Annotated in this window: 23 protein-coding genes; 20 read left to right on the top strand and 3 right to left on the bottom strand. The window is 38.4% G+C overall.

What is annotated here, in order from left to right; translation table 11 throughout:
- The first annotated feature begins 274 nt into the window (after positions 1-274).
- From BUA60_RS09340 to BUA60_RS09300, 9 genes are all read left to right on the top strand, one after another.
- The gene (locus BUA60_RS09340; protein WP_072861467.1) at positions 275-1,084 is read left to right on the top strand and encodes an AraC family transcriptional regulator; all 810 of its coding nucleotides are present in this window, start codon (positions 275-277) and stop codon (positions 1,082-1,084) included.
- An 89-nt stretch (positions 1,085-1,173) separates the two neighbouring features.
- A complete protein-coding gene (locus BUA60_RS09335) occupies positions 1,174-3,684 on the top strand; it encodes a TonB-dependent receptor (RefSeq protein WP_072861466.1) in 2,511 nt (836 codons plus the stop codon).
- 272 nt (positions 3,685-3,956) lie between these two features.
- On the top strand, positions 3,957-5,297 hold the full coding sequence (locus tag BUA60_RS09330; protein WP_072861637.1) for a DEAD/DEAH box helicase: 1,341 nt from the start codon (positions 3,957-3,959) through the stop codon (positions 5,295-5,297).
- Positions 5,298-5,302: 5 nt separating this feature from the next.
- The gene (locus BUA60_RS09325) at positions 5,303-6,616 is read left to right on the top strand and encodes a DEAD/DEAH box helicase (protein WP_072861465.1); all 1,314 of its coding nucleotides are present in this window, start codon (positions 5,303-5,305) and stop codon (positions 6,614-6,616) included.
- Between the two features lie 47 nt (positions 6,617-6,663).
- A complete protein-coding gene (locus tag BUA60_RS09320) occupies positions 6,664-8,214 on the top strand; it encodes an SDR family oxidoreductase (protein WP_072861464.1) in 1,551 nt (516 codons plus the stop codon).
- Between the two features lie 111 nt (positions 8,215-8,325).
- Positions 8,326-9,105, top strand: coding sequence for a HipA family kinase (locus BUA60_RS09315; RefSeq protein ID WP_072861463.1), 780 nt, complete (start codon positions 8,326-8,328; stop codon positions 9,103-9,105).
- Positions 9,095-9,478 (top strand): DUF3037 domain-containing protein, encoded by a 384-nt coding sequence (locus tag BUA60_RS09310; RefSeq protein ID WP_072861462.1) that lies wholly within the window; start codon positions 9,095-9,097, stop codon positions 9,476-9,478. The genes BUA60_RS09315 and BUA60_RS09310 overlap by 11 nt, the downstream gene beginning before the upstream one ends.
- A gap of 326 nt (positions 9,479-9,804) precedes the next feature.
- Positions 9,805-9,999, top strand: coding sequence for a cold-shock protein (locus BUA60_RS09305; RefSeq protein ID WP_031444295.1), 195 nt, complete (start codon positions 9,805-9,807; stop codon positions 9,997-9,999).
- A 116-nt stretch (positions 10,000-10,115) separates the two neighbouring features.
- On the top strand, positions 10,116-10,565 hold the full coding sequence (locus BUA60_RS09300) for a KTSC domain-containing protein (RefSeq protein WP_072861461.1): 450 nt from the start codon (positions 10,116-10,118) through the stop codon (positions 10,563-10,565).
- A gap of 237 nt (positions 10,566-10,802) precedes the next feature.
- On the opposite strand, the gene BUA60_RS09295 is transcribed toward BUA60_RS09300, so the two are convergent.
- Positions 10,803-11,192: a DoxX family protein gene (locus BUA60_RS09295; protein ID WP_072861460.1), complete on the bottom strand. Its 390-nt coding sequence runs from the start codon at positions 11,190-11,192 to the stop codon at positions 10,803-10,805.
- A 215-nt stretch (positions 11,193-11,407) separates the two neighbouring features.
- Between BUA60_RS09295 and BUA60_RS09290 the strand changes: the two genes are divergently transcribed.
- The 9 genes from BUA60_RS09290 (at position 11,408) to BUA60_RS09250 (ending at position 18,958) form a co-directional block, all read left to right on the top strand.
- Positions 11,408-11,980: a TetR/AcrR family transcriptional regulator gene (locus BUA60_RS09290; protein WP_072861459.1), complete on the top strand. Its 573-nt coding sequence runs from the start codon at positions 11,408-11,410 to the stop codon at positions 11,978-11,980.
- Between the two features lie 101 nt (positions 11,981-12,081).
- On the top strand, positions 12,082-13,182 hold the full coding sequence (locus BUA60_RS09285) for an MBL fold metallo-hydrolase (protein ID WP_072861458.1): 1,101 nt from the start codon (positions 12,082-12,084) through the stop codon (positions 13,180-13,182).
- 14 nt (positions 13,183-13,196) lie between these two features.
- Complete coding sequence (locus tag BUA60_RS09280) at positions 13,197-13,403, top strand: hypothetical protein (RefSeq protein ID WP_143153156.1); 207 nt, start codon at positions 13,197-13,199, stop codon at positions 13,401-13,403.
- 101 nt (positions 13,404-13,504) lie between these two features.
- The gene (locus tag BUA60_RS09275) at positions 13,505-14,386 is read left to right on the top strand and encodes a carbon-nitrogen hydrolase (RefSeq protein ID WP_072861457.1); all 882 of its coding nucleotides are present in this window, start codon (positions 13,505-13,507) and stop codon (positions 14,384-14,386) included.
- Positions 14,387-15,415, top strand: a complete 1,029-nt coding sequence (locus tag BUA60_RS09270) for an agmatine deiminase family protein (protein WP_072861456.1) — start codon at positions 14,387-14,389, stop codon at positions 15,413-15,415.
- A gap of 271 nt (positions 15,416-15,686) precedes the next feature.
- A complete protein-coding gene (locus tag BUA60_RS09265) occupies positions 15,687-16,547 on the top strand; it encodes a helix-turn-helix domain-containing protein (protein WP_072861455.1) in 861 nt (286 codons plus the stop codon).
- A 68-nt stretch (positions 16,548-16,615) separates the two neighbouring features.
- Positions 16,616-17,164, top strand: coding sequence for a carboxymuconolactone decarboxylase family protein (locus BUA60_RS09260; RefSeq protein ID WP_072861454.1), 549 nt, complete (start codon positions 16,616-16,618; stop codon positions 17,162-17,164).
- A gap of 70 nt (positions 17,165-17,234) precedes the next feature.
- Positions 17,235-17,657: an OsmC family protein gene (locus tag BUA60_RS09255; protein ID WP_072861453.1), complete on the top strand. Its 423-nt coding sequence runs from the start codon at positions 17,235-17,237 to the stop codon at positions 17,655-17,657.
- A 197-nt stretch (positions 17,658-17,854) separates the two neighbouring features.
- Complete coding sequence (locus tag BUA60_RS09250; protein ID WP_072861452.1) at positions 17,855-18,958, top strand: acyltransferase family protein; 1,104 nt, start codon at positions 17,855-17,857, stop codon at positions 18,956-18,958.
- Between the two features lie 314 nt (positions 18,959-19,272).
- On the opposite strand, the gene BUA60_RS09245 is transcribed toward BUA60_RS09250, so the two are convergent.
- Positions 19,273-19,638, bottom strand: a complete 366-nt coding sequence (locus BUA60_RS09245; protein ID WP_072861451.1) for an arsenate reductase family protein — start codon at positions 19,636-19,638, stop codon at positions 19,273-19,275.
- Positions 19,639-19,658: 20 nt separating this feature from the next.
- Positions 19,659-19,874, bottom strand: a complete 216-nt coding sequence (locus tag BUA60_RS09240; RefSeq protein WP_072861450.1) for a hypothetical protein — start codon at positions 19,872-19,874, stop codon at positions 19,659-19,661.
- A gap of 396 nt (positions 19,875-20,270) precedes the next feature.
- On the opposite strand from BUA60_RS09240, the gene BUA60_RS09230 reads away from it, so the two are divergent.
- Both BUA60_RS09230 and BUA60_RS09225 read left to right on the top strand, forming a co-directional pair.
- Positions 20,271-21,284: a zinc-binding alcohol dehydrogenase family protein gene (locus BUA60_RS09230; protein WP_072861448.1), complete on the top strand. Its 1,014-nt coding sequence runs from the start codon at positions 20,271-20,273 to the stop codon at positions 21,282-21,284.
- Between the two features lie 12 nt (positions 21,285-21,296).
- Positions 21,297-21,767 (top strand): RidA family protein, encoded by a 471-nt coding sequence (locus tag BUA60_RS09225; RefSeq protein WP_072861447.1) that lies wholly within the window; start codon positions 21,297-21,299, stop codon positions 21,765-21,767.
- Positions 21,768-21,824: the final 57 nt, after the last annotated feature.

The raw sequence follows: 21,824 nt of genomic DNA, 5'->3' as shown, positions 1-21,824 counted from the left end.
TAACAGCTTGTTATAGGATGTTATTTGTGGGTAATAGGGGGAAAGTGGTAAAAATACGAACAGACCTTTTTAACACATTGTAAAGGAAATAAGGACGGCCAAATTAGTAGTCTTCCAACCAGTATACCCTGTAAATACGTTAAGTGAACAGCAATTGGAAAAGAAAGGTTAATTTAACTTTATGATAAATTTATCATAAAGTTAAGTTTAATAAAATCGACTTTAAAACGTAATATTTACATTTACCGCTATATATAGATAACTACAGGCCATTTTGAACGATTCCATTAGCACATATAACAAAATTAACGCTGAAGTCGGTATAAAAATAGAACCATTTGATGTCACTAAAAGGTATACCAAGCCCCACAAGCACAATAAATACCTTGAAATAGTCTATTTTATAAAAGGTAGTGGTTTCCATCATTTGGATATGCAAAGCCATAGTATAGAACCACCCTTGCTGTTTATTGTTAAAAAGGATGAGGTTCATCACTGGGAGATTACCACAAAACCCAAGGGATATGTGATCATTATCAAGGAATCGTTTTTAGAAAAAACTCTGGACAAGTACATCAATACTCAGTTGATAAAACTGAACAACTGTCAAAAAATAAAGGTAGCAGAAGACGATAAATCATTAAATTTTTTATTCAAGTCCCTGTGTTGGGAGATGGAACAAGTTAATTTGAACCAAGAAGCCCTGGAAGGGGGATTAAAGGCCATATTGGCAAAAATGGTAAAGTATGCCACTTTGCAAGGAGGGGAAAATACCGATAAGACCGTGCAATTTGTAAATTTATTGTCCGAAAATTTAAAAAATAATGTTTCCTTCTATGCGGAGACTTTAAATACTACCTCACAGAACCTTAATGCTATATGTCATAAAGTGTTCAATAAAACAGCCTCGGATGTCATTGCCGAACATATTATTATGGAGGTGAAGAGACAATTGGCTTATACAAACAAATCAATCAGTGATATTGCCTATGATTTGGAATTTAAGGACACTTCGCATTTTACCAAATATTTTAAGCGATATACACAACTTACCCCTTTACAGTTCAGAAAGAACTTGATTTAAGTATTAGTACCATTCCTTTTTCAAATACACCATTTTAAGTTGGAAGGCTGCTCTATTTTTGTCAAAATTTTTAATTAGAATTAATATTTATGAATTGTAAAAGCTTTTTTATGTTGGTTGCCCTAATGGTGGGTATGCAGGTGTCTATGGCCCAAATTTCAGGAAAAATTATTGATGCCACTGATAGTTCACCATTGGAATATGCTACGGCAGCCTTGTATAATCAGATAGATGGTTCCCTGATAACGGGAGTGGTAACTTCCCAAGATGGTACTTTTGTTATAGATGGAGTAAAACCTGGAACCTATTATATGGAAGCCTCCTTTATGGGGTACGATACCAAAACCATATCTGATATAGCCATAGATAAAAGACAATCTGTAAAAGATCTTGCCATAATTGGTTTATCCATTGGGAACCAATTGGATGAAGTGATCATACAGGGAGAACGGGCAACGGTTCTTCACAAGATAGACCGTCAGGTTTTCGATACCAAAAAATTCCAAAGCAGTCAGGGAGGAAATGCCATTGATGTGGTGAGAAACTTGCCGTCGGTCACTGTTGATGCACAAGGTGGTATTAGCGTTAGGGGTAGTTCTGGATTTGCCGTCCTGATTAACGGTAAGCCTACCCAAGGGGATGCCAGTGCCATATTATCCCAATTACCGGCAAATGCCTTGGAGACCGTGGAGTTGATTACCGCACCTTCGGCCAAATATGACCCTGAAGGTAAAGGGGGTATTTTAAATATTTTAACAAAAAAGGGGGCGACCAATGGAATTTATACCCAAATTAATGTTCGTGGCGGATTACCATCCATAGAGCCCTATGATACCAAGGAGGCGGCCCAACGATATGGTATTGATGCAACTTTGAACAAGCGAACAGATAAATGGAACCTGTCCTTTGGAACAAGTTACCAGCGAAATGATAAAACAGGTAGGAGGGAAGGTGAGGTTTTTGTGATCAATCAAGCCGAGGATAAACAAACCTTTTTGCCTTCCGATGGAGAGAGGAGTTTTGATGATATCAGCTATAATGGACGTTTTGGTGTGGATTTTACGCCTAATGAGGCCGATACCTATTCCTTGGGTTTCTATGCGGGAAAGCATACCGTAGATCGTTTGGCGGATATAGATTATTACGATAACCATGCCATTTCACCTATAGGCAGTGGCAATAGGCAATATACTTTTCAATATTATAATCATAATTTAAGAACTAGAAAAGGCGATTTCGCCCTGGGCAGTTTTGATTATGCCCATAAATTCAACAATGATTCCAAATTGTCTACCTCCCTATTGTATGAATACACTTTTTTGGGCGGCCCTACTTATAATGACAATCTAGGCCTCACCGATCGTAATATCGTTTATCAGCAGGAGTATAACACCAATGACAACCCACTAAATGGGTATAGGGTGAATGTGGATTACCAATTTAAGCCCTTTTCCTTTGGAACCTTGGAAACGGGCTATCAATTTAGGGATATTGACCACACAGGCGAGTTTGTATATGAGCGCGATGGTGTTCTGGTACCTGAATTTTCCAGTAATATAAGCCTGCAGCGAACCATTCATTCAGGATATACCCAACTAACGGGAGCAAGCCATAAATTGGACTACGCAGCAGGTTTGCGCTTGGAATCCATGGATAGAACTTATTCCGAGGATTTAAGGACTGCAGATCCCGAGCAAACCTATACCTATGATTTTGTTAAGCTATTTCCATCGGCTTCCTTGCAATATACTGTTAACGATGCTACCAAATTAAAAGCGGCCTATAGCAAAAGGGTAGAACGTACAACTACCTTAAAAATGAACAGTTTTGCGGAAAGGGAGCACTCCGAGGTTTTTGAACAAGGGGACAATCAATTGAGACCGGAGTTCATAGATTTGGTGGAATTGGGAGTCATCAAAAATTTCAACGGAGGTAATTCGGTCAGCGCCACTGCTTATTACAGACATGTGGACAATGTGATAAACCGTGTGAATACCTTAGCCTATGAAGCCAATGGAGCTGTATTGGACAGTATAATTAACAGGGTCTATTCCAATGTAGGCAAAAGCAATGCAGTTGGACTTGAAATAGGGGCTCAGTTGAAACCAAGCCAAAATTGGAGCAATTATATAGGAGCTAATATTTATTCCTATGATATTGAGGGAGCCTTTGTATTTAGGCATAGGGATGGTATTACCAGAAATTACGACGTAAACAGTAGTGCCACTATTTACTCTTTCAACCTAAATTCTACCTATTCTTTCTGGGAAAATGCCTCCTTACAATTTACTTTCAATTATTTGTCTAAGACAAATACCGCCCAAGGAGAGGATTCTAGGTTCTATTCCCCCAATCTTAGTTTCCGAAAGTCGTTTTTAGACAATAAGTTAACGGCAACGTTACAATGGCAGAATATTGATATGGGATTGTTGGACACCAATGAACAGCGAATAACTACCTATAAAGCCAATGAATTTTACACTACTACCAATTACAGGTATGAGGTAGATATGATATCCATTAACTTATCCTATACTTTCAATGCCATAAAAAATAAGGCCAAGTTTATAGAAAGTGAGTTTGGTAAGAAAGAATTCTAAATAGGCAAGCCTTGTAATTTCACACCAAAAAAAGGTTTAGTAAATAATATTTGCTAGACCTTTTTTTTTGTTCCATTAAATATGGTCATTGGGAGCTAAATAGGAGTAAAAGTATGCAAAATAAATGACTGCGTGTATCTGTATAGATTATAAGATGAAAAGTGTAGTGTTTATTTGCATCTATAAAAGTCCAGGAGTTTATTAAATTTGAATATATACCAATTACTGGCATTCCCGAGAAAACTGTGGCTATCTTTGCCGAAAATTATTATATGTCAAAGCAGTTTTCTGATTTAGGAATTAACAAACACCTACTTCAAAGTTTAATAGACCAGCAAATATCAGTGCCCACTGATATTCAGAAGAAGGTAATTCCTCTGATTTTGGAGCAAAACAAAGACGTGGTTGCTCTGGCAAAAACAGGAACCGGTAAAACAGCTGCTTTTGGGTTGCCTTTATTACAATTGATAGATACAGATAATAGTGATATACAATTGGTAATATTGGCGCCTACACGGGAACTGGGGCAACAGATTCATGCAAATCTGGTTTCCTTTTCCACCCATAGTCCATCTATTTCCATTGCTTCCATATGCGGAGGAATCCCTATTAAACCGCAAATTGAACGTTTAAAGAGTATTACCCATATCGTAGTGGCCACACCAGGTCGCCTAGTGGATTTGGTGAATAGGAAGGCCATCAATATTAAAGATATCAAATATTTGGTTTTGGATGAGGCCGATGAAATGGTAACTGCTTTAAAGGTTGACTTGGATAATATTATTTCAGAAATTCCTAAATCCAGAAGAACATTATTGTTTACCGCCACCATGCCGGGAGCCTTAAAACAATTGATCCAGAATTATATGTCAAAACATGTGGTTCAGATAGAAGCGGACATGGCTTCTGTAGGGCATCAGGGCATAGAGCATAGGTATGTTGTAGTGGAACCCATTGAGAAATTGGAAGTTCTGCTACACTTTTTAAAGTCCAGGGAAGGCGAAAGGGGAATTATTTTTTGTAAGACGAAAGCGGCGGTCAATAAATTGGGAAAAAATTTGGCCATTAATAAATTTCGATCAGGTGCCATCCATGGCAGTTTAACCCAGGGAATTAGAGATCGGGTCATGGGACAATTTAGGGAAGGGTTTATAGATGTTATGGTAGCAACCGATTTGGCAGCACGTGGTATCGATGTTAAGGAGATATCCTATGTGGTAAACTATCATTTACCGGACACCTATGATACCTATGTTCATAGAAGTGGACGTACCGCTAGGGCAGGGGCAGCAGGATTTTCATTAAGCGTTATCCAAAAAGAGGAAGTAGAGGACATTGCCGATTTTGAAAAGGAGTTGGGTATAGATTTTGAGGAATTTAAAAAGGCAGATGCCCAAAGTATTGAAGAAAACAATGCCTTGATATGGGCTAACAAAATATTCAAGACCAAACCCAACCGAAATATTTCCCAGGAATTTAGGGAAGAAATAAGAACAGTTTTCCATCATTTGACAAAGGAGGAACTTATAGATAAGATATTGGCGAATTACCTGGCGCAATCTACGAGTCACAGTCCAAAAGTAGCAGCGCCCAAAAAGAAAAAAAATAAGTAGTAGCCATGGCAAATAATATTAAAGACCAGGAGGATGTCTTGGCAAAACTAAATATCCAGCAGTTGAATCCCATGCAGGAGGAAGCTATTGCCGTAATTGGAAAAACTACCAACACTATTATTCTGTCGCCAACGGGTACGGGCAAAACTTTGGCCTTTTTGTTGCCATTGATAGAAACTCTGGATCCCAACATTGACGAAGTACAGGCACTGATATTGGTGCCTACCCGCGAATTGGCCATACAAATTGAACAAGTGGTTAGAAATATGGGAACTGGTTATAAGGTAAATGCCGTTTATGGCGGACGCCCTATGTCCAAGGATAAGATTGAAATTAAACATAACCCCTCTATTTTAATAGGAACACCAGGGCGTATCTTGGACCACTTTGATAGTGACCGGTTCTCTAAGGAAAGTATTGAGACCTTGGTATTGGACGAGTTTGACAAGGCCTTGGAGATAGGATTCGAAGTTGAAATGAGCGCAATTCTAAATGAATTGCCGAATATTAAAAAGCGCATATTAACCTCAGCAACCCAGGGTGTCGGAATTCCAGATTTTGTGAAAATGGATAAGCCTTTGGTTATTAATTATTTACAGGGAAAAAAGGAGTCACAGTTAGCGATCAAAACTGTGGTTTCCACTGACAGGGATAAGTTGCCACGTCTATTGGATTTGTTATTGCATCTTGGAAACGATCCAGGAATAATCTTCTGTAATTTTAGGGATAGTATAGAGGAAGTGAGTTCTTTTTTACAGAAAAACAGGATTGCCCATAGTTGTTTTTCAGGGGGAATGGAACAAAAGGATAGGGAGCGTTCCCTTATTAAGTTTAGAAATGGTACTAGCCAGATCTTGATAGCTACAGATCTGGCAGCAAGGGGAATAGATATCCCTGAGTTAAAATATATTATTCATTATGAACTGCCGCATTCCTTGGAGGAGTTTATCCATAGAAATGGAAGAACGGCCAGGGTTAATGCCAAGGGCACCGCCTATGTGTTAAAATGGGAAAAAGAAGGCCTTCCTTCATTCATAAAGGATACGGAGATAGCGGATATTTCAAAGCGGACGGTTCGAAAACCGCAATTTTGGGAAACGTTGTTTATTTCTGGAGGCAGAAAGGACAAAATATCCAAAGGGGATATTGCCGGCCTGTTTTTTAAACAGGGAAATATGAATCAAGATCAATTGGGGGAGATAGAGTTAAAACAAGACTGTGCCTTTGTTGCCGTACCTCTGGAAATTGCAGAAGACTTGGTGCAAAAATTGAACAATTCACGTTTAAAAAAGAAAAAAGTTCGCATTACGGTTCTATAATTTTTTTGAGTAAAAACTAGATATTTATCCGTTGGAAAGCATTAAAAATGAAAGAAGATCTAAAAGGGAATAAAGCTGCGATCACTCCAGAAGAGATCGATAATTGTATTGCACTCTTGCAGCAATTAGTGGACCACACAGATCAGATATTTGATATTCCAAAAGAAAAAAGAACCGCTTTAATAAAAGTATCGGGCCAATTTTCCAGACCCAATAGGGAAGAATTTTCCAGAAGAAAAAAGGACGGTAAGAAAAGTGCCATTCGTAAAAAAGAAGCAAGGGATAAAAATGCTCGGAAGGAAACAGGTATTAGAAATGCACGCGAGGCCCACATATTTGTTGCCCCTAAACTTTTGCCTTCTGCAGAATTGGTCAATCATAAAAAACAGGAACTGGAGGTATCAAGAAACTGTTATGTTTGTAAAACGGAGTTTAGCGAATTACATCATTTTTATGATACCATGTGCATAAAATGTGGTGATTTCAACTATACCAAGCGTTTTCAAACAGCCGATGTAAAAGGGCAAGTTGCCGTTGTAACTGGCTCCAGATTAAAAATTGGATATCATATTACTTTAATGTTATTACGCGGTGGGGCTACTGTGATCGCTACGACCCGGTTCCCTGTTGATTCGGCATTGCGCTTTTCCAAAGAGGATGATTTTATTGAATGGGGGCATCGATTAAAAATACACGGTCTGGATTTACGTCATATCCCAAGTGTGGAAATATTTTGTAATTATATAGAGCGGCAGTATGACCGATTGGATATTCTAATAAATAATGCAGCCCAGACCGTTAGACGGCCCGCTGGCTTTTACCATCATTTGATGTCCAATGAAGAAAGCGCCATATCATTACTTCCTCCAGATGCGCAAAAAGTTTTGAGCGATCATACAAGTTGTTTACAGGAATTAAAAGAACTAACCTCGGGAGTATCTCCCAATCAGAACATGCCGGTTACCTGGCATGGACCGGAAGCGGGAATCGGAATAAGGGCTTCGGCCAAATTATCGCAAATTCCCTATAGTTTTGATAGTGTCTTGGTAGCACAGGAAGTATTTCCCACGGGGGAATTGGATGCCGATCTTCAACAGGTAGATTTAAGAAAAACAAACAGTTGGCGACTTAAACTGGGAGAAATTGAAACTACTGAAATGTTGGAAGTACAATTGGTAAATGCCGTTGCCCCTTTTGTATTGTGCAACCGTTTGGCAGAATTAATGAAGAAGGAGAACACGGGACAAAAACATATCATTAATGTTTCGGCAATGGAAGGGAAATTTCATCGTTCTTTTAAGGAATCACGCCACCCACATACCAATATGGCCAAGGCCGCTTTAAATATGCTTACCCATACCGCTTCAGGGGAATTGGCCAAAGCAGGAATATTTATGAATGCCGTGGATACCGGATGGGTTACGGATGAAGACCCCGCTGAACTATCTAAAATGAAACAGGAAGTCTATGATTTTCAACCGCCTTTGGATATTGTGGATGGTGCTGCAAGGGTTATGGATCCGTTAATTGACGGAATAAATACCGGGAAACATTGGTCTGGTAAATTCCTGAAGGATTACTTTCCAATTGATTGGTAATTGTATCGGGGCAAATTATAGCTTGAATTTTCTTCAATCTGAAAAAAACAGACCAATTCACTGGAATACAAATTCTATTTTACACAACTAACTTTTTTTATCTTCGTGCTTATGAATTCAATTGATATAAGAACAGTTGATGTTGTTCAATATATAAAACCTTTACGTGAAGGTGGTTCCTTGCCGGCGATTGTAAAAGCCGACGATGGATTTTTATATGTTTTAAAATTCAGAGGGGCAGGTCAAGGAAAAAAGGCATTAATAGCGGAACTAATTGGAGGCGAGTTGGCCCGGGCCATAGGACTTAAGGTACCTGAATTAGTGTTTATGAATCTAGATGATTCATTTAGCAAGACAGAACCGGATGAGGAAGTTCAAGATTTACTTAAATTTAGTGTAGGTCTCAACCTAGGCTTGCATTTTTTGTCCAGTGCCATAACTTATGATCCATTGGTTTCCAAGGTAGATGCTTTGATCGCATCAAAAGTTGTGCTGCTGGATAGCATTATGAGTAATATTGACAGGACGGCAAAAAACACCAACTTATTGCAATGGAACAATGAATTGTGGGTAATTGATAATGGTGCAAGTTTTTATTTTCACCATAACTGGGAAACTTGGAAAAATCATCTTACAAGAACTTTTCCGCTAATAAAAGACCATGTGCTTTTAGAGTTTGCCATAAAGTTAAAAGAGGCGGCATTGGTAATTAAAAGTTCACTTAATACCGATAAAATTGCTGAAATCATAGCGTTAATACCTGAGGAATGGTTGTTGGATGAGGCCGATGATTTAAATCCTGATGAAATTAGAGCGGCCTATATTGAATATATAAATGCCAAACTTGCCATGATCGATACATTAGTTAAAGAGTCTGAAAATGCAAGATAAAGACAAATACGAATACGCAATTATTAGACTTGTTCCTAAAGTGGAGCGTGCAGAATTCTTTAATATTGGGGTAATACTTTTTTCAAGACGGAAGAAATTTTTGGAAGTAAAATATTTAGTAGACCCCCAAAAATTGCAATGTTTCTCAAACGAAATTGATATTAATGCTATAGATAAATATTTAAAGGCTTGGACATTGGTATGTAAGGGAGCACCTTCGGGAGGAGCAATCGGCAAACTGGATTTACCTGATAGGTTCCGTTGGTTAACTGCCTCCAGGAGTACTATGATTCAAAGTTCGGAAACTCATTCGGGCCTTTGCCAAGATCCTAAAAAAGAATTGGAAAATCTATTCGAAAGCTACGTTTTATAGTAGGAACGATGGCGTAGAGTAGGGGATACATGAATTTAATGATTAATTGTTGATCTTAAAACAGGAGTTCATATTCGGGAATTAAAATTTATTTAATCCGCTAAGAGCTTATATATGACCTTCGGGGTCAATCCACCGAAAAGGTATAATGGTCAGGCTTATAGCAGGATACAGTGTTTTTAAATGGGCAATTGTTTAAGTGAAAACACCCAGTTTTATGTTTCTAAAATTATTGTTAGTAAATATAAATGAAGTAAATAGCTGTTTTTTAAAATATTAGCACCATCTTTGCAGGATAATATTATAATAAATTTAATTACATTACGATGAGTAGTAAAGGAACAGTAAAATTTTTCAACGACACAAAAGGTTTTGGTTTTATCACTGAAGAAGGAGTTGAAAAGGATCATTTTGTACACATTTCAGGTTTAATCGATGAAATTCGCGAAGGCGATGAAGTATCTTTTGACCTTAAAGAAGGTAACAAAGGATTAAACGCAGTAAACGTACAAGTTATATAATATATACTTCCATGTTTAATGAAAAGCCCATCAATACTGATGGGCTTTTTTTATTTTATAAATACATCGGGATGTGCGAAATTAGACGTAGTTTCGCGCCCTGTAAAAATATCATTATGAAGCGCATTAACGAATACAAGAAATTATTTGGAATAGAAAAGGAGATCGATCTTAAGGTACTTAAGAAAAGTTATCGCGACTTGGTAAAGGAATGGCATCCGGATAAATTTCAAGAAGGGGATAGTAAGCGTGAAGAGGCAGAGATAAACAGTAGAAAGATAATTGATGGCTATCATTTTTTGGTGAGCATTGCTCCTGAAACCAAGGCAGCGAACTTGGAAGCCTATACTGAAACTATTACCAATTCGGGTATAGCCGACTATCATCACAAAGGCTTACTATTGGAAATAACCTTTATGGACGGATCTACTTATGAGTATTTTGGAGTTACCAAGCAGGTTTATATAAAGATGGTCAATTCCAATACGGTCAATCGTTTTGCCAAGCGCATGATCTATCCCAAGTACAACTATAGACAATCCAAAAAGCAGCTGCAAGAAGCATAAAAGCTATAAGCTTTTAGATAATCGCTTGGCCGGTCCTGTCCGTTTCATAGGTTATCTATATAACGTAAAAAGTGAAGGCCCAATGGGCTTTTTCTTTTTTTAGGGGGATGTTGGATAATTGGTTTACCATAGCCTTCGCAATAAAGACTACGAACCTACTTAAACATCCAATTCCAAAGGATGATACTATCTTTAAAATTGTAAGTTGGGTTATGGAAAGCTAAGATATCTCTGCAATTAAATGCCATTCAAGATTACTTCGGCGACAACAATTCCAACCGATAATAGAAATAAGATCAAGGCCGGGAAAGACTTGATACTGGGGTCGTCTGCCTTAAAATGCATGGCGATTGCACCTAACATAAAGATTCCCATGGCACCTGCGGTAGGGGTACTCAGATCCTGTATCCAAATAGATACCAATAATAATACCGCAAGAGTAACCTTAATGGTGCCTACTATATACATAATTGCAGGCGAAAGGCGATAAGTTTCAAATTCTTCCTTCATGGATTTGGAATCACCTCCTCGCCAAGGAGTGGGTTTGTTGAAACGAATAAACCAAACATTTATAATACTTATAAAAATGATGATCTTCGCGGCTACTATAAAGTAGTAAATAGGCATAGGTTTTCAGTAAAATTAAAATTGGTATTGGTTATCAATTCCTAAGATAAGGATTATCTCTTTGCGCTTAACTCCAGGGAATAAAATATTTGGGGTGGAACTATACTATTTCTTGAGGAATTACATTGGGTAAACTAGTTTTTGCGACGAAAAAATAAACTGGAAAAACCTATATAAACGAATATTTATTCGATTTTAAATTATATCTTTGTCCTGTGAGGGTAAAAGATGAAACAAAACAATTGGCGATTGTAGAAAACACTTTGGACGTTGTTTTCGAAAGGGGATTTGCCGGAATTAAGATGGCAGATCTGGCCAATCGCGTTGGTCTTTCGGTGTCTACTCTCTATGTATATTACAGGAATAAAGAAGATTTAATCGTATCTATTGCCGTAGAACTTATAGAAAGGGAAACCCAAAGAAGTGAACAGGAAATAACGGAGGATTTGCCCTATAAGCTAAAACTAAAAATGTTATGGTTGTTTTGGATCAATTTCAGTATTAACCATAAAAGGGAAATGAGCTTTTTGGAGCAGTTGAAAAAATCGCCTTATTACGAAAAAGTACCCGTATCCGTAAAGGAGACCAAAAGTAAAATGGCAATGAATCTAATTGAACTGGGGAAACAGGAAGGCCTGCTAAAGAATGTTGACAATAACATACTAATTGGTATAATTGGATCCCTAATGGGGGAAACTGTAAAATTGATAATGGAAGGCAAAATGGAATTGAATCAGAAAAATATCGATTTAATGTTCTCTATGGTTTGGGATGCCATTAAAAGTTAGCTTTTTTTGAATCAAAACAGAATAAATATTCGATAATAAATGTATTTAATGCGGCATTCCCGGTTAAAAGTAATTATCCATTGAAAAAAATAATAAAGAAAATGAGTATAGTTATTGGAAGCGGACTTCTATTGGTGATTGTGATAGGGGTTCTATTTTTGTATTTAAGCCCCGAGTTTGGAGGTTCGCCAAGCTTAGAGCAGAAGAGGGTCTTTGTAAAATCCCCGAATTATGTTAATGGGAAATTCATCAACAAAGGCAATGTTAAACTGGATATGAGTATGCGCGATATGGGGAAGAGTTTGGCAGGTTTTTTTGGACCAATACCACATACCAAGCCAAGTAGGGATATTCCTGTTTCGAAATTGGATTCATTGGATATTGTAAAATATCAGGACAGTACACGGTTAATCTGGTTTGGTCATTCCGCTTTTCTATTGCAAATGAGCAACAAAACTATCTTAATAGACCCTATGTTCGGGAAGGTCCCTGCGCCACACCCTATTTTGGGCTCCAATCGTTTTAGTAAAGAACTGCCCATCGATGTTGAAAAACTTCCTAAAATAGATATCGTTTTAATTTCCCATGACCATTATGATCATTTGGACTATGGCACTATTCAGAAATTAAGGCACAAGGTGAATATGTTTTATACTCCTTTAGGGGTAGGGGCACACTTGCAAAAATGGGGAGTGGAAAAAGAGCGTATTGTGGAGTTGGATTGGTGGGAGGAAGTTACCCATGAAGGATTGGTTTTTGGATGTACCCCGGCACAGCATTTTTCCGGAAGGGGATTTTCGGACAGGGCCAGCACCTTATGGAGTTCATGGGTGATTCGGTCCGAAATGGATAATATTTTTTTTAGTGGAGATAGCGGTTATGGTCCTCATTTTAAGGAAATAGGGGACAAGTATGGTCCTTTCGATTTTGCCATGATTGAATGCGGACAATACAATGAGATGTGGCCGGATATCCATATGTTCCCAGAGCAAACGGCCCAAGCCGGATTGGATATAGGGGCAAAACGGATAATGCCGATTCACTGGGGAGCTTTTAAATTGGCAATGCATCCTTGGACAGAACCTGTAGAACGGGTAACCAACAGATCTAAGGAATTAAACTTGGAGGTAATAACTCCAAGAATTGGTGAACCTGTCAACCTTCATAGATTGGAAGAAACAACCTCCCCATGGTGGGAATAAATCTGAAATACCTTATGATAACCATTTTTAAGACTAATATAAACGAAGAACAGGAGTCAAGTGTCAGACAGTTTTTAAATCTGTTCAAGGAGATAGTAAAAGTAGATTTCGATTTTGAGGATTCCGATAATATATTACGCATTGAAACTGTTAGAGATATTGCCAAGCAAGTGGAAGTAGTGTTAAATTCCAACGGTTATTGCTGTACAGAATTATTGTAGGCACAGATTTTATTGTTGAGAAGTTCTTTTCGTGTCCATTTTAAACAAATCGATTATTATATAATAAATATTACTTTTGCAACATCTTTTATTATACCAAAATGAAGAAATATAAGATTGCAGTAGTACAGTTAAACCTCAACGATGTTGCTGAAAACAACTTAAAAAAGTGCATCGCCTGGGTTAGAAAAGCAGCAGAGCAAGGGGCAGAGGTTATATGTCTCCCTGAACTATATAGTAGCCATTACTTTTGTCAAAGTGAGGATACGGATAATTTTGCTTTGGCAGAACCGTTGTACGGAACCTCCTTTAAAGCCTTTAGTGCTTTGGCCAAGGAATTGGGAGTGGTCATAATTGTCCCCTTTTTTGAAAAGCGAATGGCTGGGATTTATCACAACAGTGCCTACATTATTGATACGGATGGTAGCGAAGCCGGACTATACCGAAAAATGCACATTCCGGACGATCCGCATTTTTATGAAAAATTCTATTTTACACCAGGGGATCTGGGCTTTAAGAACAATCCTACCAAAAAAGGTAATATAGGAACCCTTATATGTTGGGACCAATGGTATCCTGAAGCGGCCAGACTTACCGCGCTTAAAGGGGCTGAAGTATTGTTTTACCCAACGGCCATTGGCTGGCATCCTCAAGAAAAGGAGGAATACGGGGAAAAGCAGTACAATGCCTGGATGAATGTTATGAAAGGTCACGCTGTGGCCAACGGGATCTTTGTGGCTGCGGCCAATAGAATTGGCTTGGAGCAATATATTCCCAATACAGCCGGTATTGAATTTTGGGGAAAGTCATTTATCGCAGGCCCCCAAGGTGAAATTTTGGCCGAGGCCTCCCATGATAAGGAAGAAATCCTTATAGCGGAAGTGGATCTGGGCCTACAGGAGAATGTACGTCAGAATTGGCCATTTTTTAGGGATCGCCGTATAGATGCCTTTTCCGACATCACCAAAAGAGCTTTGGACTAAATGAGAAGGTTTCCTGCAGAATGGGAAAAACAACAGGGCATTCTGCTCTGTTTTCCCCATAACGGTAAAGATTGGCCAGGTAAGTATGGGGCTATACAATGGGCCTTTGTAGAATTTATCAAGAAGGTAACATCCTATGAACAGGTTTTTTTGGTAGTGGACAGTGCGCAACACCTGGAGAAGGTTAAGGAAATGCTGGAAATGGCTACCATAAACCTTAAAAAAGTTACTTTTATAATTCAGAAAACCAACCGTAGTTGGATGCGCGATTCGGGACCCATTATTGTTAAAAATGGCAAGAACCGCGAGGCCTTAAACTTTAACTTTAATGGTTGGGCCAAATATTCCAATTACAAACTGGACAGAAAGGTGCCCAAGGCCATTTCGGAAATCTTGGAAGTACCTTTGACACAGGTGGTTTACAAAGGAAAACCCGTTGTTTTGGAAGGTGGGGCGTTGGAAGTAAACGGTAAGGGAACCCTTATCACTTCGGAGGAGTGTCTTTTACACCCGAAGGTACAGGTAAGAAATGCCAACTTTACCAAAACGGATTATGAAGCTATCTTTAAGGAGTACCTGGGTATAACCAATACCATTTGGGTGGGGGATGGCATTATAGGAGACGACACCCATGGTCATATAGACGATTTGTGTAGGTTTGTGGATTCTGAAACCATAGTAACCGTAGTGGAGTCGGACCCAAAGCACAAAAATTATAAGGCCCTTCAAGATAATTTGAAGCGGCTTCAAAAAGCTACCTTGGAAAACGGGAAGGCTCCAAGAATAGTTACGCTTCCAATGCCCAAGGATATTGTTTTCGAGGATTTGGTACTGCCTGCTAGTTATGCTAATTTTTTGATTCTTAATAACTGCGTTTTAGTGCCCACATTTAATGATCCCGCCGATAGGATAGCCCTAAATACTTTGGCCACCTGTTTTCCGGATAGGGAAGTTATTGGTATTAGCGCCATTGATCTTATTTGGGGGTTTGGAACCTTACATTGTTTGAGTCAACAAATCCCGGCCTAGTATCTAAACCCATTAATAGGTTTAGACCACATACGGGATTCTTAATTTCCCATTTCTTATAAGTTTTGGTTTACCTGAATTCCATTAGGTAGACTATACTTCCATTCCATAATTTTAAAAGAATCTGTATTTACTTACAAGAGTTTATCATTATTGACATGAAAGCAATAGCATGTTCTTACGACCAAAAGAAAGTAGAAAATACCAATTTTCGGAATCATGAAACAATTTTATAGCGTGTAATAAGTATCTGGAAAATAAGGATCAATTTATGGAATTTATAGGGCATACCGAAGAGTATCTTTTTTTAGAAACTATTGATGGCCACAGTTGTGACCTTTTAAAGGAACACATTGATAGTAGTCTCACCATTTTGTGGTTTCAATCCGATACAAATATTCTTATAATAGATGGAAAGGAAGAAGTGTTTTATAAGAACCAAATTATTTTTTTAACGGAATTCCATCAAATTGTTCCAAAGAAAATAGGGGCAATTAGGTTTTTAAGGTTCAATAGGCCTTTTTACTGTATTCTGGATCATGATAGTGAGGTAGGATGTAAAGGAATCCTATTTTTTGGTGCGTCACAACTACCTTTGATATCCCTTGCCCAGGAAGATCTCGAAAAATTTGAAACGCTATGGAAAATGTTTACCATAGAAATGGAGTCCAATGATAATTTGCAGATAGATATGCTGCAAATGATGTTGAAAAGGTATCTTATACTATGCGCCAGACGCTATAAAAATCAAGAAAACTTTCCCCAAGAGCGCAATGAAACCGATTTGGTAAGGGAATTTAATTTTCTGGTAGAACAGCATTTTAGGAACAAACACAGTGTTGCGGATTATGCCGAATTGTTGCATAAGTCTCCTAAAACCATATCCAATATATTTTCAAAAATGGATTCGAAATCGCCTTTGAAATATATACACGAACGGATTGCTCTTGAAGCCAGACGTATGCTGTTCTATACAGATAAGCCCGTCAAGGAAATAGCGTATCAACTTGGATTTGAGGACATCCAGGCTTTTAGTCGGTTTTTTAAGAAACAAGAGGGTATTTCCCCTTCTGAATACAAAGAAAAAGGGGAATTGGGAACAATTGCCAATTCTTCGGGAATTACTACCTAACAAAACCCTTCTTCCGGGTCGCATCTTTGCATTGTTAAAATAATGTATAACAATAAAAATAAAAAACAATGGAAAGATTTCAAGTACCAAGTAGGGAAGAAGTAACTTCTAACAATCAAGCAATTTTCGACAATCTGGAAAAGGCCGTGGGATTCGTCCCTAATTTGTATGCCTATTATGCAAAGAACGATACTGCCTTAGCTGATTACCTAACATTACAGAATAGGAAAACAAGCCTAAAAACAAAGGAGAAGGAAGTTATTAACTTAGTGGTGAGTCAGTTTAATGGATGTAACTATTGTTTATCCGCCCACACACAAATTGGTAAAATGAACGGTTTTACCGAAGATCAAATATTGGAAATAAGGACGGGTACCGCCAGTTTTGACGCTAAATTGGATGCTTTGGCAAAGTTTGTATTTTCAACGGTTGAAAATAAAGGAAGGGCCACTGAAAAAGCTAAAGAGGAATTCTTTGCCGCTGGATATACAGAAGCCAATATGATAGATGTGGTTATTGTAATTGGGGATAAGACCATCAGTAACTTAATTCACAATTTGGCGGATTTTGAAATAGATTTTCCTTTAGCGGAAGAACTACAGACGGCAACTATCTAAATCAGGCATTATTCAATAAAGACCCCTTGGGGAACATTAAATCCGAGGGGTCAAAAAAATAAGAAACAAAATGAGTACAAAAATTAACATAAAAAATTTACCGGTAGGCTATCAATCGGTGATAAGCAACGGAAAACATGCTATAATCGGGGACGAACCCATCCCCTCCAAAGGTACCGATTTAGGGTTTTCCCCAGTGGAATTGATATTGGCGGGAATCTCTATGTGCAAAGTGGCCACCATAAGAAATGTAGCTAGACGAAAAGGCTGGGAAATAGGGGGGGTGGATGCCCAATTGGAACAAACAGCAGTGCGCCAGCCCAATGGTAGCTTCAAAACCACAGTGAAATCCAACATCCAAATTCAGGGAAACCTCACCGAAGAGCAAAGGGAGTTATTGATTCATGAGGCGGACAACTGTTATGTAACCCGGCTAGTCAGGGGAGAATGGGAATTTCAGGAATCAGCTCAGCTGGAATCTGTGGAGGCATAGATTTATTTTTTAGAATATATTAGTATAAAGTGACCCTGATGCATGGATTGGGGTCACTTTATTTTTTTTCTCATCAATACATTGCAATGTTAACCGTCGTATATCAAGGATTTAGTAAAATTCAATGAAAGGCAGCAATTAATTTGGTAGAACAATTGTACTGATTAACTTAGGGGGTAAATAATATGTAATTCCTCATGAAAAGATTTAAGGCCCTCGACGTCTTCCGCGGATGGACTATTTGCTTAATGATAATCGTTAATACACCAGGAGATTGGAACTTTACCTTTTCTCCATTGTTGCATGCCAATTGGCATGGTTTTACTCCGACCGACTTGGTTTTTCCTTCCTTTCTTTTTGCGGTAGGAAATGCTTTTGCTTTCGTTAAGACCAGATGGGCCGATAAACCCCTTTCTGAAGTTTTTCAGAAGATTATAAAAAGGACCTTAATAATCTTTTTATTGGGATATCTAATGTATTGGTTTCCTTTTGTATCATGGACAGACTCCGGGGATCTGGCATTGGTTCCATTTAGTGAAACCCGGATATTGGGTGTGCTACAGCGAATAGCAATTTGTTATTTTATTGGAGCAACCATGATTTATTTTCTTACCAACCGCCAGCTCATCATCGCATCTGCAATTATCCTACTTGGCTATTGGGGGTTGCTCAGTGCTTTTGGCGACTATACCTTGGAAGGAAACCTGGTAAGAACTCTAGATAGGTTAATTCTTGGTGATAGTCACCTTTACGGTGGTGATGGAATTCCTTTCGATCCAGAGGGGCTGTTAAGTACGTTACCGGCCATCTGTAATGTGATAGCAGGGTATCTCGTAGGAAAGTTTGTTATTCAAGGGGGTATTAGCTATGAAAAATTGGCCAAAATGTTAATGATAGCTACGGGATTATTGGCCGTTGCCTATTTTTGGGATTTAAGTTTCCCGTTTAACAAGAAGTTATGGACCAGTTCGTTTGTTATCCTTACCATCGGTCTCGATATCATGGCACTTTCCATTCTGATTTACGCCATCGAATTTCTTAAAAAGCCAATTAACTTTAATTTTTTCGAAGTCTTTGGGAAGAACTCCCTCTTCATTTACCTCCTGTCAGAATATTTGGCCATTACTTTGCTTTTTGTCCGCGTAGATGAAAATCAAAGTTTGTACAATTATATCTACGAAAAGGGCTTCAGTTGGTTCGGACCTTATTACGGGTCTTTCGTCTTCGCCATGGCCTTTATGATGTTTTGTTGGTTGATTGGACTTTGGCTGGACAAAAAGAAGATTTATATTAAGGTCTAATTCCTGCCCTGCATTTGAACGGGGGAACATTTATGGCAACTTGCAAAATCAACCTTATTTAAGATGTTAAAATTAAGAGGCTTCCCTAAAGGACCGGTCTAGCGTAGTATAGGTTTATCAGGTCGAGTGCAGTCGAGGTATGTCAGGTCGAGCGCAGTCGAGACCTTATTCTTATTACTGTTGTGAAAAACACGGACTGCTCTAGGCGGTATTCTTAATTAAGCATTACAAAATTTATAGATGTCCAATAACTGTATTGGAGTTGTAAGTGGATTTTAGGATAATTTCTGTCAACCAAAGATAAATGGGGAATATTAAATTTTAATAATATCCGTAGGGGTTTCCACTAAAATGGTCATTTTGCCGCGGATGGCAATGGGTTGCTTCATAATCTCAGGGTTGTGCCTAATCATTTTTATCCAATCGTCTGCAGAAAATTCGTGGGGATCAAAATGGGCTTTATAGGATGGATGTTCCTGGTTCACTAAATCCTTTACTTCAATACCTAACCTATCCGCCAGTTCAGCAATTTGGGTGCCGGTTAGAGGGACGTTAAGGATATCAATTTCAAATATCGGCAATCCTTCAGCTTTGGCATAGGCCAAGGTTTGCTTGGCTCTTGTGGATTTGGAACTGTAATAAAGTGTTATCTGTCTTTCCGAGGTAGCTATTTCTCCCATAGGTTTATTTTAAAATTGTCTTACCCATTTTTTGTATGGGTCTCTAAATGATGTTTTATCAATTGTTTTAAACTCTCCAAATATTCCTTTAAATCTTCCTTGTTTACATGGGGATGACTTTTTGCAGGAATGGTCAAAGGATTTTCATCCAAGGAACGATATAACTCAGGATAATTGGTTTCAATATCCGCAGTGAGCTGTGAAATCTCGCCTAATACTTTTCTTAAATCATTCATGGTGAAAAATGTATTGATTGATACTATAAATATAAAGAAGTTTTTAGTTTTAAACCCTGATGACGGTCATGTAAATCATATACTTTTCCAGATAATTTTCATGGAACAGGAATTATATTCAATGATAAAAACTGATACCGCTTACAAACTATATACCTTTCTAGGTGTGTTAAAGGCAAATCATTTTAATTCAAATGTAATGATAGGCCTATGGCCCCTACATTTCGGGTTAATTTTTTGTAACCCTCTTTTTTTGGAACAATTCAATTATATTTATGAATCAAGAAGCTTTGTTTGTACAAAAGCACAGGTATAGGTTTTTTAATATATGACCGTTCTGCACAGTTGGTACCGTACTACTAAGCCTTGGGGCCAATAAAAAGAAAATTAATAATAATGAAAGCAATAGGATTTAAACAATCATTACCCATTACGGAAGAGAATAGTTTTATAGCCTTTGAAACTGACAAACCAACCCCATCGGGATATGATTTGTTGGTCAAAATATGGGCTATTTCCGTCAATCCGGTCGACTTTAAAATTAGACAAAATGCCGCAAAGGATAAGGTGTTGGATACCCCAAAAATTATTGGATGGGATGCGGTAGGAATCGTGGAGGCCATAGGTGATAAAGCTACAAAGTTTAAGGTGGGAGACCAGGTGTATTATGCAGGTGATATTACCAGAAGTGGGAGCAATGCTGAATATCAGCTTATAGATGAACGTATTGTAGGTCACAAACCTGCAAACTTGAGTGTTCCCGAGGCCGCTGCAATGCCATTGACTAGCTTAACAGCTTATGAAGCCTTGTTCGACCGCATTAGGATAGACCCTGAAAAGGACAAAGGAAAATCGGTTTTAATTATAGCGGGTGCTGGCGGGGTAGGCTCCATCGCCATACAATTGGCCAAGAAATTGTGCAACCTAACGGTTATCGCCACGGCTTCCAGGGAAGATTCCATAACCTGGTGCAAAGATTTGGGAGCGGATCATGTAGTGAATCACTACAATTTGAAAGAGGAATTGGAGAAGATTGGCCATAGTCAGGTCAATTATATATTGGATTTCGTGGACCTGGAGGGGTATTGGGAATTGGCGGCGGATATCATTAAACCCCAAGGGCACATTGTTTCCATTACCGGAAGCAGTACTCCTTTAAACATCAATTTGTTAAAAAACAAAAGTGTAACCTTTTCATGGGAGTTTATGTACACCCGTTCCATGTTCAGCACGGAGGACATGGAGCGACAGTACGAAATTTTAAACCATATGGCACATTTGTTGGATGATGGTACTCTAAAAACTACATTGACTACCACGCTTTACGGATTTACTGTTGAAAATTTAAAGGCAGCACATGAAATGCAAGAGTCAGGTAAAACCATTGGTAAAACCGTTATTTTATTTTAAAGGGTTAGATTTATGACCATTAAGGAAAAATTACAAAGTTTAGGGATTGTAGTTCCCAAAATGGCACCCAAAGGGGTGGGAAATTATGTTTCTTGGACAGTTTCCAATAATATTCTTTATACTTCCGGTCAGTTGCCCTGGAAAAACGGGGAATTCGGCGTTTTGGCGTACACAGGAAGGGTAGGGAGCGATCTAAATATAAAGGAAGGCTATGAATGTGCACGTATTTGCGCCATTAATGCCATTTCCCAATTGATAGATGCCGTTAGGGATCTGGAAAGGGTAAAGAAAATTATTCGTTTGGATTGCCATATACAGGCTGCCGAGGGGTTCAAGGACCATTCGGATGTTTTGGATGGCGCTTCGGATGTAATGAATCAGGTGTTTGGGGAAAGGGGAATCCACACCCGGTCGGCAATCGGTATTTATCAAGCACCATTGAATGTTCCGGTTATAGTCTATCTAATTGCCGAAATAGATTAATTGTAGTTTTGGAATAAGGCGCACTTTTTTTTAAACTATTGGCCGCAATACAATGGG

This window comes from Arenibacter palladensis (genome assembly GCF_900129275.1).
GTDB classification, from domain to species: domain Bacteria; phylum Bacteroidota; class Bacteroidia; order Flavobacteriales; family Flavobacteriaceae; genus Arenibacter; species Arenibacter palladensis.
This window is presented reverse-complemented; position numbering and strand designations above follow the sequence as displayed.